12 protein-coding genes are annotated in these 14,591 nt (G+C 43.1%); all 12 read right to left on the bottom strand.

Annotated elements, in window-relative coordinates:
* Positions 1-157: 157 nt before the first annotated feature.
* Positions 158-4,483 (bottom strand): PolC-type DNA polymerase III, encoded by a 4,326-nt coding sequence (locus J2Z69_RS10300; RefSeq protein ID WP_209861824.1) that lies wholly within the window; start codon positions 4,481-4,483, stop codon positions 158-160.
* A gap of 131 nt (positions 4,484-4,614) precedes the next feature.
* Positions 4,615-6,066, bottom strand: a complete 1,452-nt coding sequence (gene proS, locus J2Z69_RS10305) for a proline--tRNA ligase (protein ID WP_209861827.1) — start codon at positions 6,064-6,066, stop codon at positions 4,615-4,617.
* 37 nt (positions 6,067-6,103) lie between these two features.
* Positions 6,104-7,375 carry an RIP metalloprotease RseP gene (rseP, locus tag J2Z69_RS10310; RefSeq protein ID WP_209861830.1) on the bottom strand — a complete coding sequence of 424 codons (1,272 nt, stop codon included), beginning with the start codon at positions 7,373-7,375 and terminating at the stop codon, positions 6,104-6,106.
* 118 nt (positions 7,376-7,493) lie between these two features.
* Complete coding sequence (locus J2Z69_RS10315; RefSeq protein ID WP_209861833.1) at positions 7,494-8,633, bottom strand: 1-deoxy-D-xylulose-5-phosphate reductoisomerase; 1,140 nt, start codon at positions 8,631-8,633, stop codon at positions 7,494-7,496.
* 40 nt (positions 8,634-8,673) lie between these two features.
* Positions 8,674-9,477: a phosphatidate cytidylyltransferase gene (locus tag J2Z69_RS10320; protein WP_209861836.1), complete on the bottom strand. Its 804-nt coding sequence runs from the start codon at positions 9,475-9,477 to the stop codon at positions 8,674-8,676.
* Positions 9,478-9,499: 22 nt separating this feature from the next.
* Positions 9,500-10,273 carry an undecaprenyl pyrophosphate synthase gene (locus tag J2Z69_RS10325; RefSeq protein WP_209861840.1) on the bottom strand — a complete coding sequence of 258 codons (774 nt, stop codon included), beginning with the start codon at positions 10,271-10,273 and terminating at the stop codon, positions 9,500-9,502.
* 69 nt (positions 10,274-10,342) lie between these two features.
* Positions 10,343-10,897, bottom strand: coding sequence for a ribosome recycling factor (gene frr, locus J2Z69_RS10330; RefSeq protein WP_209861843.1), 555 nt, complete (start codon positions 10,895-10,897; stop codon positions 10,343-10,345).
* Positions 10,897-11,625 carry a UMP kinase gene (pyrH, locus tag J2Z69_RS10335; protein ID WP_209861846.1) on the bottom strand — a complete coding sequence of 243 codons (729 nt, stop codon included), beginning with the start codon at positions 11,623-11,625 and terminating at the stop codon, positions 10,897-10,899. The genes frr and pyrH overlap by 1 nt, the downstream gene beginning before the upstream one ends.
* A gap of 128 nt (positions 11,626-11,753) precedes the next feature.
* The gene (tsf, locus tag J2Z69_RS10340) at positions 11,754-12,404 is read right to left on the bottom strand and encodes a translation elongation factor Ts (protein WP_209861849.1); all 651 of its coding nucleotides are present in this window, start codon (positions 12,402-12,404) and stop codon (positions 11,754-11,756) included.
* A gap of 125 nt (positions 12,405-12,529) precedes the next feature.
* Entirely contained in the window at positions 12,530-13,228 is a 699-nt protein-coding gene (gene rpsB, locus J2Z69_RS10345; protein WP_209861852.1) for a 30S ribosomal protein S2, read from the bottom strand.
* A 195-nt stretch (positions 13,229-13,423) separates the two neighbouring features.
* A complete protein-coding gene (locus tag J2Z69_RS10350) occupies positions 13,424-14,014 on the bottom strand; it encodes an endolytic transglycosylase MltG (RefSeq protein WP_209861854.1) in 591 nt (196 codons plus the stop codon).
* Entirely contained in the window at positions 14,011-14,574 is a 564-nt protein-coding gene (locus J2Z69_RS10355) for a DUF6115 domain-containing protein (protein ID WP_209861857.1), read from the bottom strand. The genes J2Z69_RS10350 and J2Z69_RS10355 overlap by 4 nt, the downstream gene beginning before the upstream one ends.
* Positions 14,575-14,591: the final 17 nt, after the last annotated feature.

Below are 14,591 nucleotides of genomic sequence, written 5' to 3' on the forward strand. Positions count from 1 at the left end.
ACGGTTCTATCTCCATGATTACCAAAAAAATTATAACATAGTCCACAAACACTGACAAGTAACAGAGCTTGACTGTCAAGGCTTGCAAGGCTTTAGGTGAACATTATACCCGCTTTTGAAAGCCCATATTTCGCTAGAAAAGAACACTGTGAACTATTTAAAATAATGAAAGTTGATTGCTTTCAGGCAGACCCCGGAAACAGCCCATTTGTCCCAATAGCTCAATCACCGTTTTACTTGCTTTTGATTTTTGCTGGAAATCCTCAACAGAAAGGAATTCCCCCAAATCTTTGGCCGCTGCAATATTGCGGGCAGCATTATCTCCTATACCTGCAAGAGCAGAGAATGGGGGAATTAGAGCATCTTGATCCACCGTAAACTTAGTTGCATGTGAATGATACAAATCAATATTTTTAAATCGAAGACCCCGCGCAGACATTTCTAATGCCATTTCTAACACGGGCAACATCCCTTTTTCTTTGGGTAATGCTTGGAACCCTTTTTGTTCGATCTCTTCAATCCGACGATATATCGCTTCGTATCCTTTACAGCAAAGTTCAATATCAAAATCTTCAGCACGCACAGTAAAATAGGTCGCATAGTACTCGATCGGATGATAAAGCTTAAAGTAAGCCGTTCGCACAGCAGAGATGACATAGGCTGCAGCATGTGCTTTCGGGAACATGTATTGGATTTTTAGGCAAGAGTCAATGTACCACTGGGGTACCTTGCACTTCTTCATCTCATCAATCCACTCTTGGGATAACCCCTTACCTTTACGAACATTTTCTGTGATTTTAAAAGCTAGACTCGCATCCATGCCCGCCTTATAAATCAGGAACAACATGATATCATCCCGGCACCCTATCACGGTCTTGATGTTGCACGTATTATTCTTAATCAAATCTTGGGCATTCCCAAGCCATACGCCCGTACCATGTGACAACCCTGAGATTTGGAGTAAATCGGCAAAGGAAGAAGGTTTGGATTCAATCAGCATCTGCCGAACAAATTTGGTGCCCATTTCCGGAACGCCATAGGTCGCAACAGGTGTACGAATCTGCTGAGGCGTTACGCCTAATGATTCGGTAGAATTGAACATACTCATCACTTTAGGGTCATTCATTGGGATAGTCGTCGGATCAACGCCCGTTAAATCTTGCAACATCCGCATCATTGTCGGATCATCATGCCCCAGAATATCCAGCTTCAAGAGGTTAGCATCGAACGCGTGATAGTCAAAATGGGTCGTCTTCCATTCTGATGAGGTATCATCTGCTGGATATTGCACAGGGGTAATGTCATCCACATCCATATAATCAGGAACTACAACAATACCGCCCGGGTGCTGACCTGTACTCCGTTTGACGCCCGTACATCCGGATGCAAGCCTACTAAGTTCAGCAGCACGCCACTTCTTGCCATGGTCTTCTTCGTATTTCTTCGCATATCCAAAAGCCGTCTTGTCTGCTACCGTACCAATGGTACCTGCACGGAATACATTTTTCTCACCAAAAATTTCTTTGGTGTAATTGTGAGCATGCGGCTGATACTCCCCTGAAAAGTTAAGGTCGATATCGGGTACTTTGTCCCCTTTAAATCCTAAAAACGTCTCAAACGGAATATCTTGTCCTTCCCCTTTCAATCGTTGACCACACTCCGGACAAGGTTTGTCGGGTAAATCAAATCCACTTGGGATAGTTCCATCTAAGAACCATTCGCTGTGTCTGCATTCTTTGTTCAAACACACATAGTGAGCGGGCAAAGGATTTACTTCTGAGATCCCTAAAAATGTGGCTACAACAGATGAACCTACCGAACCTCGGGAGCCTACTAGATACCCATCTTGGTTGGATTTCTTAACTAGCCGCTCAGAAATTAAATAGTTGGCAGAGAAACCATACTTAATTATGGGCTCAAGTTCTTTCTCCAAACGCTTGATTACCACATCCGGAAGGTCATCTCCATATAGGGATTTAGCCGTATCGTAGCAAGTCTGACGTATCTCTTCGTCTGCGCCTTCAATGATAGGTGTGAAAAGTTTGTCCGGGAACAATTCAAGTTCTTCAAAGCGATCAGCAAGCTCCGACGTATTGGTCACTACCACTTCAAAAGCCTTTTCTTTGCTCAAAAATTCGAACTCGCTTAGCATCTCCTCTGTAGTTCGTAAATGCGCATCTGGCTTGCGAATATCTTTTAGAGGACTAAATCCGGTAATTCCATGAATGGCAATATCTCTATATAGCTTATCGCGAGGTTCAAGATAATGAACATTGCCTGTAGCAATGACTTTTTTCTCAAGCTTCCTACCGATCTCACATATTTTGAGGACAGCTGTCTCCAGTTCAACAGGACTTCCCACAAGCCCTTTGTCCACCAAATGCATATACATAGTCAAGGGTTGAATTTCTAATACATCATAAAAATGAGCGATCTCTTCTGCTTCTTCCACAGACTTGTTCAGAACTGCTTCAAAAAATTCCCCTTTTTCACAGCCAGAAATGACAAGCAGACCTTCCCGCATCTCCGCAAGCTTGGACTTAGGAATGCAAGGCACACGTTTGAAGTGATCGGTATGAGATAGCGATATTAATTTAAATAGATTCTTTTTACCAGTCATATTCAAGGCGTAAATGGAACAATGGAACGGTCTTACATTTGATAAATCCTTCCCGACTCGTTCATTGAGCTGATCCAGATGGGTGAAACCTTGTAATTTCGCGGCATCTTCAAGTAAGCCCGTTAAAATCTCTCCCAATGCCAGCGTATCATCGATAGCACGGTGGTGGTTCTCAAGCGAAACTTTATACTTCGATGCTAGAGTATTTAATCGATGATTCTTCATCGAAGGATACAAAAGTCTGGCAAGTTCCAAAGTGTCGAGTACAGGGTTCGTTATCGGTTCCACCTTTAATTCTCTAAGCTTCTCATTAACAAAGCCTACATCGAATCTGGCGTTATGTGCAACGAGGATACCATCTTTAGCAAAATCAAGAAATGCCTTCAGTACGACATCTACTTCTGGCGCATCTTGAACCATTTCGTCATTTATATTAGTCAACTGCTGAATGTTATAAGGTATTCGCTCATGCGGATTGACAAAGGAGGCATATCGATCGACTTCTTTCCCCTCCACCATACGCACTGCGGCAATTTCAATAATTTTATTTTGTGTAACAGATAGTCCCGTTGTCTCAATATCAAATACGATATATTCGGAAGATTTCAAGTCGAGCGGCTTAGGATTTAGTACTACAGCTACATTATCGTTGACTACATTCGCTTCCACACCATACATCATCTTGATGCCGTTTTTTTTCGCAGATTTGGCTGCATCTGGATAGCTCTGCACTCCGCCATGATCTGTAACGGCAATCGCTTTGTGTCCCCACTTTGCTGCTAATTTGACATATTGATCTATGGGAGTAATGGCATCCATAGTGCTCATCGTGGTATGAAGATGAAATTCAACTCGCTTCTCTGGTGCATTATCTTTGCGACCAGCGGGTCCGCCTACTTCTGACAAATCTGATGGAATCATGACTAACTCAGGAATTTGCATAAAGCGGTCATATTCAATCTTGCCACGCGCTTTAACCCATTTCCCATTCGCTAATTGACTCATCACTTTAAGATCATCTTTAGTCTTCGCGAACATCTTCATTTGAAGAGAATCACTAAAGTCCGTTATATAGTAAGTAAATAGGGTACTGCCATTACGCAGTTCCTTACGTTCCAATCCGAAGATGGTACCTTGAATAGTAATCTTCTTTTCTTCATCCTGAATATCTTTAAGGGGCACAGGAGCTTCCTTAATATCGTAACCCACTTGAAGCTTGACCACTTCACCATTATCATCTGGTAAGGGTTCCATTTCCGCTTCCATACTCGTCATCATCTGCTGGATAACTTCACGGCTCTCCTCAACAATTCGTTGCTGAAATTCTTCATGAGCATCCGTTTGGCCTTCGCCAGCTTGTATTTTGACTCTAAGAGAGAGCGCGAAGAACATATCGTAAAAGGCGGTAACGGCTCGGTCGATTCCCTTTTTCTTAGCTAACTCCAGAGAAGTAGCATCCCCCATTGAAATAACAACCAGATCGCCTTCTACTTCAAAAGATGCTCTTGTCATCCATCCATTTACCGAAGGGACTTCCTTTTTCACCCATTCTAGAAAGGATTGCCAGTATTCTTCAACGATCTGCCCAGACGTCAGACCGGCCTTATACCTAAATTCAAAAGAAATAGACGAAATATGCTGCATTTTCTCTTGAACCTGCTGACAAAAAGCACGATAGACAGGTCCAGGGATCATTATCTCCTTTGAGACAATGATCTTCCATTCTCGATTGGATCGACTCACTTCTACCTTTTCAATCCATCCATCCAAAAAATGATTATCGATCATGCCCCCAGGAATCTCAGCCTGTTTTAATAACAACTCAAATCTTCGTCTCTTATCTAATTTCTCCGTCTCGCTCATTGTTCTCCCCTTTCTCTAGCTTCCCAAATGAGAAAAGAGACTTCCGTCAATGGTTGTGTGCGCATCACCCAACTACTGCCGGAAGCCCCAGGCTTATATTTATCTATACCAGCTTATATCTGTTGTTACGATTAATAGGCTCTTGCAAATACCACTGTATGGTTAGCTTTCTGTCCGCAGACCAAGCAAAGTTCTTTCTCAACTTGCGGATCAAAAGGAATGTTACGACTTGTAGCACCGGTCTCTTGTTTTACAGCATCTTCACAAGCTTCGGAACCACACCATCCAGCAAGTGTAAAACCACGTTGTTCTTCAATGTTGGCTTTCATCTCATCCAGTGTATCCACACTGTAGAAATGACTTTCACGGAAAGCTAGAGCTCGATCGTACATTTCTTGCTGTACTTGATCTAGCATAGCTGTAACTTCCTCAACCAATTGATCTTGTTGAACCACTTTCTTTTCACCGCTAATGCGAGATACCAATACACACACGCCGTTTTCCATGTCACGAGGTCCAATTTCAAGACGGACAGGAATACCACGCATCTCATATTCATTGAATTTCCAACCTGGTCGAACATCTGCACGATCATCGATACCTACGCGAATGCCCGCTTTTTTCAATTGTGCAAACAGTTCATCCGCACGGCCAACAACCTCGTCCCGTGTCTTAGGTGGCCCGATTGGAATGATCATCACTTGTTTTGGAGCTACTTTGGGTGGAAGCGCAAGACCTCGATCATCGCCATGGACCATAATCAGAGCCCCAATTAGACGAGTACTTACACCCCACGAAGTGGTATGCACGAACTCTTGTACATTTTCGCGATTCAAGTATTTAATATCAAAAGCCTTGGCAAAATTAGTCCCTAGGTAATGTGATGTTCCGGCTTGTACAGCACGTCCATCTTTCATCATCGCCTCAATGGAGAATGTATCAAGAGCGCCAGCAAACTTCTCCGAAGGTGTCTTCTGTCCCACTATAACAGGAATGGCCAAGAAATTCTCAACGAAATCCCGATAGATATCCAAGATTTTCATCGTCTCTTCCCGAGCTTCTGCTTCATTCTCATGCGCAGTGTGGCCTTCTTGCCATAAGAACTCACTTGTACGTAAGAAAGGCAATGTACGTTTTTCCCAGCGAACTACGTTAGCCCACTGATTAATAAGTACAGGCAGATCACGATAAGATTGAATCCAGCGTTCATACATATGACCAATCATCGTCTCAGAAGTAGGACGAATGGCTAGTCTTTCTTCCAGCTTCTCTCCAGCGGCTTCCGTAACCCAAGGAAGTTCAGGATTGAACCCTTCTACATGATCCTTTTCCTTTTGGAAGAAACTCTCTGGAATGAACAAAGGGAAATAAGCATTCCGGTGTCCCGTTTCTTTGAATCTACGATCTAGATCTTGTTGTATATGTTCCCATATCTCATATCCGTCCGGCTTGAATACGATACAACCACGAACGGGGGAATAATCCATCAGATCAGCTTTCTTAATTACATCAATATACCAGCGAGAAAAGTCCTCAGACTGGGACGTAATCTCTGTTACGAACTGCTTGTCTTCTTTAGCCATTAGAAACCGTATCCCCCTATAATAAAAACCTGCAAAATTAACCGTTAATTAATCGTAAAATATCGTTATATGTCACTGCAATCATGAGTAAGAACAACATCGCAAACCCCACGAAATGGACCATACCTTCACGGTTCGGATCAATAGGTTTGCCTCGCAATGCTTCCACGCCTAAGAATGCTAATCGACTACCGTCTAAAGCAGGAATAGGCAATAGATTGAAAATCCCTAAATAAAGACTCATGATCGCTGCCCAATACGTGAGTTGTTCAATACCTTGTTTTGCAATTTGACCCGTGACTTCAAAGGTCCGAACCGGTCCGCCTAGATCGTTCATATTGAATTTGTTGATAAGTTGTTTGAATCCCATGAAAATGGCTTTTGTGGTATCTACCATCGCTTGACCTGATTTCGTAAAGGTCTCACCAAACCCTACACTACGTGTAGGAAGCGCAGGAGTAATCCCTACTTTTCCGCCTTCTTGTCCCTTCATACCACGCGGGGTAATACTCACTTCCATCGGTTGATTATCTCTGATAATCGTCCATTTCATCGGTGTATTTTTCGAATCCGAAATTAAAGTAATCATTTTCTGAGGGTCCGTACCGATTTTCTGTCCGTTAATCGTATCAATGATATCTCCCTTTTGAAGATGAATCTCATCGGCTGGCATGCCTTTGGTAATTTCACCAATTTGAAGATATTTAGGATTCTCAATGGCTACTCCTGCCATTTGCAAATGAAGAGCAAATAACACAAAGGCCAAGATGAAGTTCATCATTGGACCAGCAAAAATCGCCAATGCACGTTGCCCTACAGTCTTACTACCATATTGACGGTTTTTCGGAGCAATTTGAATTTCTTTTCCCTTAGCTACAAGGTGCGCCTTAGGATGAACTGCGTACGTATGAGCTTCTCCGTCGACTTCCAGTACAATTTGAAGTTTGTCTTCAAGATCTGCACTTTGTACTTCACCACGGATTACATTTTTGCGATTATCAAGACGATCCATATAGATCTTGGTTACTTCTTGGCCTGAACATCTCAGGGCCACGGTCTGACCTGGCTGAACCGCAACGAGTTCCGGATCTTCACCAGCCATTCTTGCATATCCTCCAAAAGGTAACAGTCTCAATGTGAACTGTGTCTCGTCTCTTTTGTAAGAAAAAAGCTTAGGACCAAAACCAATGGCAAATTCTCTTACCAGAATTCCGGCACGCTTGGCAAAATAATAGTGTCCCCATTCATGTACAGTTACGATGAGAAAAAACATTAACACCGTAAGAAATATAATCTGCAGCATTTCCAATCGAGAGCATCCTCCTTTGGTAGACCGGATCGCTATAGCCAGCTTGCCGTCTCTTCTATTATCATCCTATTCCGCTTAAGAGAAACTCAGTTCTCTAACTTTAGAGACGTAAAGCTATTTACGCACGGGAAGCCAAATCCCTTGCCCAACGATCTGCTTCTTGAATAGTTCCTAGGTCAGGCGCCGCTATACTTGTATGCGCGGCTAACACTTTTTCAATCACAGTCTCGATGTGCAGGAAGGAGATTTCCCCTTTCAAAAAGCGGGCAACCGCCACTTCATCTGCTGCATTATATACGCAAGTAGCGGTACCACCTATTTTACCACATTCGAAGGCAAGTCTTAAACAAGGGAAGCGTTCGAAGTCCATTTCCTTAAAATGGAGCTTGGACACCTCTGCAAGAGAAAGCCGTTTAGCTGGGGAAGGCCAGCGCTCTGGATATGTTAGTGCATATTGTATAGGCACACGCATGTCAGGACTTCCGAGCTGAGCCATAATACTTCCATCATGGAATTCCACATAGGAGTGAATGATACTTTCCGGGTGAAGCAAAACGCCGATCTGTTCATAAGGAAGTCCGAACAACCAGTGAGCCTCAATGACTTCAAGTCCTTTGTTGACCATCGTTGCTGAATCAATCGTTAACTTGGAACCCATCGACCAGTTCGGATGCTTCAAAGCAGCTTCCACCGTGACCTCTGCTAATTGAGCGCGGCTATAATCACGGAAAGATCCTCCAGAAGCCGTAAGTGTAATTTGAGTGACTTCAGACAGTTTCTCCCCATTTAAACATTGGAAAATAGCTGAATGTTCACTATCGATCGGAAGCAACGAAACCCCTTTTTCACGAGCTAGAGAAGTCACTAGGTGACCAGCGGTCACTAAGGTCTCCTTATTCGCTAGTCCTATAGTCTTTCCTTCTTGAATGGCAGCAAGCGTTGAAGGTAAACCTGCACTACCAACTACTGCAGTGATCACCATGTCTGCTTCTGTACCTGCGGCTACTTCCACTAGTCCCTCAGGACCGTAGTACAGTTCAACACCAGAAGGTAAATAAGGACGAATCTCGTCTGCTAGCGCTTTGCTTCCTACGGAAGCTTTGCGAGGTTTATAGGTTTTGACCTGCTCCATAAAAAGTTCAATATTTGAACCTGCAGCCAATCCTTCAATTTGGAAATGTTCAGGATGCATCTGCACGACATCTAAAGTTTGTGTTCCAATAGAACCCGTAGATCCTAGAATAGATAACTTCTTCATATGGATACCTCACGTTATTTGATGAAATTCAAAGATGTAGCTAAAGGCTATAGAAAGGCAACAACATTAGAATATGTACAAAGGGAAAGACGGTAAGCCAACTATCACAGCGGTCCAAAATTCCTCCATGCCCCGGTAAAAGTGTGCCTGAATCTTTTATACCATATACTCGCTTATATGCAGATTGAACAAGATCCCCTAACTGCCCGATAACAGCAGCAACTAGCCCTAGTACTACGGCTCTGCCTATAGATAATGTGCCGTTGGAGAATAATGCAAACCCTACTGCAACTACCACAGCAAGCACAACCCCACCCAGTGCGCCTTCAATCGTCTTGTTCGGACTGATGGATGGCCACAGCTTATGGCTTCCCCATTGTCTGCCTACAAAGTAAGCACCTGCATCGCTAGCCCAAATGGAGAACAGTAATAAAAATGTCCAAAACAGGCCATGTCCATCTGGCGTGCTCCGAGACTCCGCTATATATGAGAAGCCAATCCCCACATATACACTCCCTAGAAACAATAAAGCAGCTTGATCAATCGTAATCCGGTTCTTGGTAAATACCGTGACAAATAGAAATAAAAGCATGAGTACCCAAAGAAGCGATTGAGGCGTAAACGAAATTCCCATAAGGCGCCAAGGCGCCACAAGAATGAACACCCCAGCAAAACCTAGGAGGGCTGTTCCACTTACTGCGGACGTCTTGGTCATGCGGACAAATTCGAAATAACCAATTAGAGACATAATAAGAATTAAGCTATGATACCAAAAACCTCCTGCCAAAGAGAGTCCAAGAAATACTATGGCTGCTGCCACACCAGTAATCAAGCGTTGCTTCAAACAAGTCCACCTCCATCCACAATTAAGATAAGCCTCCGTAACGCCTTGTTCTTCTTTGGTATTCTGCTACAGCTTGGGCGAGTTGGTCACGTCCAAACTCAGGCCAATACAAATCAGTGAACCACAGTTCACTATAGGCTAATTGCCAAAGCATAAAATTGCTTAGTCTCAATTCTCCACCCGTACGAATTAACAAGTCTGGGTCAGGTAGAGCTGTATGATACAAATGCTCTCCAATCCATTCTTCCGTGATATCAGCAGGTGTAAGTGCTCCCGAAGCCAATGCTTCTGCCGCTTCTTTGAATGTCTCTTTGATTTCTCTACGACTGCCATAGTTCAGAGCAAAGTTCAGTACAAGGCCCGTATTATTCTCTGTTCTTCGCATTGCTTCTTCCATTGCGGCAATCGTGTGAGAAGGCAGTTCTTCTGGATGTCCCATCATCTGAATACGTACATTTTTCTCAATCAGTTCTTCGAGTTCCATAGCCAAAAACTCCTCTGGAAGCCGCATTAAAAAATCCACTTCATCCTTTGGACGTTTCCAGTTTTCTGTTGAAAAAGCATACATCGTCAAATATTCAATACCAATCTCATCTGCCGCTAAAGCTGCACGTTTCACGGCTTTCATTCCTGTCTGGTGGCCCACAATGCGAGGCAGACCTCTACGGTTCGCCCAACGACCATTCCCATCCATAATAATGGCAACATGACGAGGAATATTATCTTTGGACAAGGTAGGAACAGGTAATTTTTGAGCTTTATTCTTGTTCCACCAGGATTGAATTATGTTGATCATTCCCTTTTCCTCCAAGCGATGATGAAAAAGAGACAAACCCCACCAATATGGAGGGGCTGCTCACGTCTCTTAAACTTCCATGATCTCTTTTTCTTTCGCAGCGAGCACTTTCTCCACTTCCGCGATAAATTTGTCCGTAGACTTTTGAACATCATCTTGATGGCGACGTGACTCATCTTCGGAGATATCCGTTTTTTCCATCTTTTTGATGTCATCATTTGCATCGCGACGAATATTACGAATCGCTATTTTGGCATCTTCACCAAATTTCTTCGTCGTCTTCACTAGATCTAAGCGGCGCTCTTCCGTCAATGCAGGTATGGACAAGCGAATCGTTGTTCCATCATTTGCAGGCGTAAGACCAAGGTCAGACTTCTGAATAGCGCGCTCAATATCTGCCAAAGAGGATTTATCCCAAGGCTGAATAAGTAATGTTCGTGAATCTGGTGTGTTGATATTCGCCAATTGATTCAGCGGTGTAGGTGCACCATAATAGTCAAGCTGAATGCGATCTAATAAAGAAGGAGTAGCGCGACCCGCACGAAGTGTGGACAAATCTCTTTTCAAAGAAACAATCGCTTTTTCCATACGCTCTTCTGCGTTGTTTTTCACTGATTGTGGCATTAATTAACACTCCCTTTAACGATAGTTCCGATTTTTTCACCCAGAACAACACGTTTTATATTCCCCTGCTCCGTTATAGCAAAGACGATAAGAGGGATATCATTATCCATACAAAGCGAGGAAGCTGTGGAATCCATGACTCCCAGATTGTTGCTTAGTATTTCCATGTAAGTCAGTTGCTCAAACTTCTGTGCGGTTGGATCTAGTGCTGGATCTGCTGAATATACACCGTCTACTTTGTTCTTCGCCATAAGAATAACTTCCGCTTCAATCTCTGCTGCACGAAGAGCAGCCGTTGTATCTGTGGAGAAGAATGGATTTCCTGTACCCGCCGCAAAAATAACGACACGACCTTTTTCCAAATGGCGAATAGCACGGCGACGAATATAAGGCTCAGCAATTTGTTGCATGGCTATAGATGTCTGCACTCGAGTAGGCACTTCAATTTGTTCTAGGGCATCTTGCAATGCAAGTGAGTTCATTAGAGTAGCCAGCATTCCCATGTAGTCTGCTGTTGCACGGTCAATCCCCTTGGCACTTCCTGCAATCCCGCGCCAAATGTTACCTCCACCACAGACGATAGCTACTTCCACACCCAACTCTACTACTTCCTTCACTTGCTGTGCAATAGAGGAGATCATCTGGGCATCAATACCATATCCGTTTTGACCGGCTAGAGACTCCCCGCTGACTTTCAAGACAACACGCTTAAATACAGGCTGTTCCAAAGTATACCCTCCACTTTCCATGATAGCTCTTAACAGCTATCAAGTTAAAAAAGAAGGAACACGAAGTGTTCCAGTCTTTTTGTTATAGATTAAATTATAGGTCAATCTCCATACACATTATGCTTGTATTATTTTTTAACTTGGGACAAAACTTCTTCAACGAAGTTGTCGACTTTTTTCTCAAGACCTTCGCCAAGTTCGTAACGAACGAAACGACGGATTGAGATATTTTCGCCAATTGTGCTGATTTTTTCGTTAACCAATGTGTTGATAGTTTTATCAGGGTTCTTAACGAATGTTTGCTCAAGCAAGCAATATTCTTCATAATATTTGCTGATGCGGCCTTCAACCATTTTTTCAACGATTTTTTCTGGTTTGCCTTCATTCAAAGCTTGAGCTTTAAGAATTTCTTTTTCTTTCTCAAGTTCATCTGTTGGCACTTCTTCACGACGAACATATTTAGGGTCAGCTGCAGCGATTTGCATTGCGATATCACGAGCGAACTCTTTGAATTGGTCTGTTTTTGCAACGAAGTCTGTTTCACAGTTGATTTCTACAATTACGCCAATTCTTCCGCCAGCGTGGATATAAGATTCAACTACGCCCTCAGTAGCAATACGTCCTGCTTTGTTTGCTGCTGCTGCAAGACCTTTTTCACGAAGCAATTCAGAAGCCTTTGTCAAATCACCGTTTGCTTCTTCCAATGCTTTCTTACAATCCAGCATACCCGCACCAGTTTTCTCACGCAACTCTTTTACTGCTTTTGCATCTACTGCCATGTATAAAACCTCCATAATTTAGATTTAATCGGTTTTTATCCCTTAAAAAAAAGGTGGTGAGAGGTTCTATCACCTAACAACCACCCTTTTCATATATTCCATCGTGTATGTTAGCTTAACATAAATTAAGCTGTAGTTTGTTCACCTTGGTTAGCTTCGATCACTGCATCAGCCATTTTACCTGTCAGCAATTTAACAGCGCGAATCGCGTCATCATTACCTGGGATAACATAGTCGATTTCGTCTGGATCACAGTTCGTATCTACGATACCTACAATTGGGATACCCAATTTGCGAGCTTCAGCTACTGCGATACGTTCTTTGCGTGGGTCAATAATGAATAGAGCACTTGGTAGGCCCTTCATGTTCTTGATTCCGCCTAGGAACTTCTCAAGACGATCTTTTTCTTTGCGAAGAATGATAACTTCTTTTTTAGGTAGCACAGCGAATGTGCCGTCCTCTTCCCATTTTTCCAAAGTCTTCAAACGATCAATACGTTTTTGGATAGTTTGGAAGTTAGTTAGAGTTCCTCCGAGCCAACGTTGGTTAATGTAAAATTGACCTGCGCGCTCAGCTTCTTCTTTTACAGAATCTTGTGCTTGTTTTTTCGTTCCGACGAAAAGGATTGTACCATTTTCCCCAGCAATACTTTTAACGAAATTATAAGCTTCTTCTACCTTTTTCACTGTCTTTTGCAAGTCAATGATGTAAATACCGTTTCTTTCTGTGAAGATATAACGATCCATCTTCGGGTTCCAACGACGTGTTTGGTGACCGAAATGTACCCCTGCTTCGAGGAGTTGTTTCATCGAGATAACTGCCATCTTCACGCACCTCCTAGGTTTGGTTTTATTTTGTGTTGCCCTCCGCCAAGATCATCTCCCGTTAAAACTCGCCATACAGCAAGCACCCTTAACGAAATCAATCAGCGTGTGTTTTAACACCGTCATTTAATATACCATAATTGCAAACGGGATGCAATAATTTATAGGACTTTTTATTGGGCACAATGACTCCCTTTATTTACTAGTTGCGGGCTTAGTAATCTTTGTAATGATGGACTCTACGTTCTCACCTTTCTTAAACTGGAAATCTCCCATTTGTAATCTGTAATTTGCTTTAAGTCCATCCGCAACTTGAACAAATCCACTTGCGTCATTAATGATTCCAGCTTTTTTAAGTCCTGCTGCTACATCATTAAGCGTATCGCCTGAGACAATAGTAAATGTAGTTACGGAAGGTTCCTTAGGAGAAGAGGTAGTAGAATTCGCTGGTGCTTTAACTGAGGGGTTGTCATCTTTGTTAGCAGGCTGCTCGGGTGTAGTGGGTGCAACTACAGCTTTGGGCACGACAGGTTCTTTGGTAGGTGTCACAGGTTTCTCCTTAGACGCTTTTTCCTTAGCCTGTTTTTCCTGCCATTCTTTCTCTGTATATACCTTGTCCTCTGAGCTATATACTTTTAGCCCTTGCACGATGGCTGCCTTGTCTATCTGTTCTCTTGTCGCTAGTGTTCCTGTGGATGATCCCTGACCGAAATTCATAATTTGAAGCAATAGAGCCCCGGCTATCAGACCAATACCCAGCCCAAGCATAAAGAGGCGATTTTTCATAGGAAAATCTCCTCCTTATTTGCTAGTTGCAGGATCAATTGTACTTCTCCACGCTGGATACCCAGTGCCTTAGCAATCGCATCCATGGACTTTCCTTGGTTATGCAGCTCGAACAAATCAGCATAACGATCTCTCACACTCTGGGATGCGCTGTTCACCGGAACGGATTTCTCGTTCTCCTGTTTTAACATCTCAGCCCTTGCCACATTTTCTGCTGCAGTTGCTGTATCTACAGAGAATGATCGTTCCAGAAGTTGAATTCTCATGTCTTGTGCTGCATATGATCTGTCAGATTCAGATAAGCGAGTACGAAGCTCCGTGACCTGCTCTTGAAGAGAAAGGCGCTGAGCCTTAGCCTCCGTTCTGATCTGAGCAACAAGTTCTACGATCTCAAGATTTTCTCTTTCAATTTCAGACATATAATGCTCCATGGTAGCTTCAACTTGTGAAGTATCCGTGGAGAACTCGGTAAGTTGTTCTTTTCGCTTAGGCAGCATTAAAGAATAGACGATTGCAGCTGCTCCGAGCAGCACTACATACAGCCAGGGACTTCCACTCATATACTCACCCTACTTAG

Origin of the sequence: Paenibacillus shirakamiensis (assembly GCF_017874255.1) — a bacterium.
In the GTDB taxonomy this organism is placed as follows: domain Bacteria; phylum Bacillota; class Bacilli; order Paenibacillales; family Paenibacillaceae; genus Fontibacillus; species Fontibacillus shirakamiensis.

Excerpts from the sequence above, each read along its gene's own strand:
- J2Z69_RS10300 (WP_209861824.1), bottom strand. The coding sequence starts at position 4,483 with ATGAGCGAGACGGAGAAATTAGATAAGAGACGAAGATTTGAGTTGTTA.
- proS (WP_209861827.1), bottom strand. The coding sequence starts at position 6,066 with ATGGCTAAAGAAGACAAGCAGTTCGTAACAGAGATTACGTCCCAGTCT.
- J2Z69_RS10315 (WP_209861833.1), bottom strand. The coding sequence starts at position 8,633 with ATGAAGAAGTTATCTATTCTAGGATCTACGGGTTCTATTGGAACACAA.
- J2Z69_RS10325 (WP_209861840.1), bottom strand. The coding sequence starts at position 10,273 with ATGATCAACATAATTCAATCCTGGTGGAACAAGAATAAAGCTCAAAAA.
- frr (WP_209861843.1), bottom strand. The coding sequence starts at position 10,897 with ATGCCACAATCAGTGAAAAACAACGCAGAAGAGCGTATGGAAAAAGCG.
- tsf (WP_209861849.1), bottom strand. The coding sequence starts at position 12,404 with ATGGCAGTAGATGCAAAAGCAGTAAAAGAGTTGCGTGAGAAAACTGGT.
- rpsB (WP_209861852.1), bottom strand. The coding sequence starts at position 13,228 with ATGGCAGTTATCTCGATGAAACAACTCCTCGAAGCAGGGGTACATTTC.
- J2Z69_RS10350 (WP_209861854.1), bottom strand. The coding sequence starts at position 14,014 with ATGAAAAATCGCCTCTTTATGCTTGGGCTGGGTATTGGTCTGATAGCC.
- J2Z69_RS10355 (WP_209861857.1), bottom strand. The coding sequence starts at position 14,574 with ATGAGTGGAAGTCCCTGGCTGTATGTAGTGCTGCTCGGAGCAGCTGCA.